Source organism: Corynebacterium sp. HMSC29G08, from assembly GCF_001806875.1.
In the GTDB taxonomy this organism is placed as follows: Bacteria; Actinomycetota; Actinomycetes; order Mycobacteriales; family Mycobacteriaceae; genus Corynebacterium.
In genome coordinates this window covers 1-2114 of the sequence record NZ_KV786281.1, presented here as the reverse complement: position 1 = coordinate 2114, position 2114 = coordinate 1, and the positions used below count along the sequence as shown (strand labels likewise).

1 protein-coding gene is annotated in these 2114 nt (G+C 52.8%); it reads left to right on the top strand.

The genetic code is table 11. The annotated features are described in order from the left end of the window. Positions 1-2114: RHS repeat-associated core domain-containing protein (locus tag HMPREF3101_RS11420; protein ID WP_141737457.1), on the top strand; the 2114-nt coding region annotated here is incomplete at both ends.

Genomic DNA, 2114 nt, shown 5'->3' with positions numbered 1-2114 from the left:
GTGGCCGACGGGTGTTTCCTATCCTGATGGCACTTCAGTTGCCATGTCCTATGACGGCGAAGGAAACAGAATCTCAGTAACCAACGAGATCGGAGCAACTACGAAAACGACATTTACCGTTTTCGATAAGCCAGCAACCTCTACTGACGCAAGCGGCGCAACGACTCGCATTGAGTACAACACGCAAATGGAGCCAGTGCGCCTGATCAACGGTGATGGCAATACTTGGTTTTACTCGTACAATCGAGACGGCGAACTTGCCGAGCAGACTGATTACAACGGGATCACAACGAAAAATTCCGTTAGCGCTGACGGTTTGCGTCAAACTGTTACTACTCCTGCCGGTGCCACAACCCGTACAAGCAAATCAAATGGGCAGGTCGATACGGTAGTAGATGCCCTTGGTACGACCTCTTTTGTTTACGATTCAGTGGGGCGGATTACGGGGATTAACGGACCACAAGCGAATATTCATTACGACCACGACGATTTCGGTCGCACTATTCGCGAAACTGTAATTTTGGCCAGCGGCGAACAGTTCACCCATGAAATTAAGAGGGATAAGGCGGGTAATGCCAGCGCAGAACTTGTGACACTGCCGCTTGGGGATACGTTTACTACGTCCATCAACCGTGACCAAACTGGCGAAATCACATCCACTAACTTGGTTCGTAGTACCTCCGACAGTGACGCGCAAGAAACCGTTGCACATATCGGGTACGGGGTAAACAGTTGCGGTATTCGCAATCGTATTACGACCGGATCGCCGGTTCGAAATTTTTCCGCGGACTCGCTCGGGCGCATTACAGGCGACACGTTGGTTGCGCTGGATTCTCAAGCTCCGGGTGGCATGCGCACCCTATCGTCACGACTGTTTACTTGGCGTTCAGACGGAGCGCTTGAAGGCATTGCGGACTACTTGCGTGGAGTCACAACGTTCGATCTGGATCTGAACGGGCGAGTGACCAAACTTTCGCGGAAGGCTTCCGGGTCTGGCTCACCGGCCTACGAGGGTACTGACAAGCACCTGCTTCGTTCAGATGAAGTTTTCGAATACTCAGACGCTGGTGTACTCAAAGGGATAGGCACTGTACGTGTGGGAGACCCCTATCACCACAATCCCAGGAAATTCAGTGTATCGAACCTCGGTTGGCAGCCTGGCGTTTCAATCACCTCTGAGGTAGACGGGACGTTCGAGTTTGCTGGAACAATGCCAAAGCGTGTCGGCCGAACTGCATACTTCTATGACGAAGCAGGCCGCGTAATTCGAACGGTGACGAAAAACGTCAGCAAAAAACCGACAGTTCACCACTTCTACTACGCCACTGGCGAGCAACCCATTGGATTCTCGTCTTCTGAAGAACCAGGTGTCGGCTACCGTTACATCTACGATCCACTTGGTCGTCGCGTAGCCAAGGAGCGTGTGGATACGGAGACCGGACAACTCCTTACCCGCACGGTTTTTGGCCATACCGGTAACCAACTAGTCGCGCAGCAAACTACCTACGTTGCTGAACCAATTTCTGCTGGCACTGCAGCAAGGGTTTCAGGGATAAGTGCAACCGCTAACCGGCAGAGGGGACTCAATTACCCTGCCTACGGTGCAGGCTATGTCTGGATCACCGATCCAGCAACAGGACAACTCATAGGTCAAGTCAGTCTCGAACGCGAGGAACATAGAGATCTAGCGCAAGCAAGAATCAGTGCCCGATTCTCTTTAATTGTCACCGACCTAGCAGGTTCACCTCAGGAGATCGTGGAACCGGTTGAGGGCGTTGTTACCGGGCTGGCCACCCAGTCATTGTTCGGCAAGCGTTCTTGGCGCGGCAGAGAAACATGCCCATTACTTTTTGCAGGGCAGTATTTCGATGACGAATCTGGCTGGGCGTACAACCGTTTCAGGTACTACCACCCGCACGCTGGGATGTACAACGCCCAGGACCCCTTGGGTGCTTATCCCAATATCGCAACAGCGCAAGGATATGTCAGTCACCCGGCACATTGGGTAGATGTGCTTGGTCTCGCTTCGCATTTGGCAAGTTCAAGCTCTACATCTGGGATTGATGTGAAGGCCGAGATCGAGGGGCCCGACCCCCGAAAAGTAGACACCATCA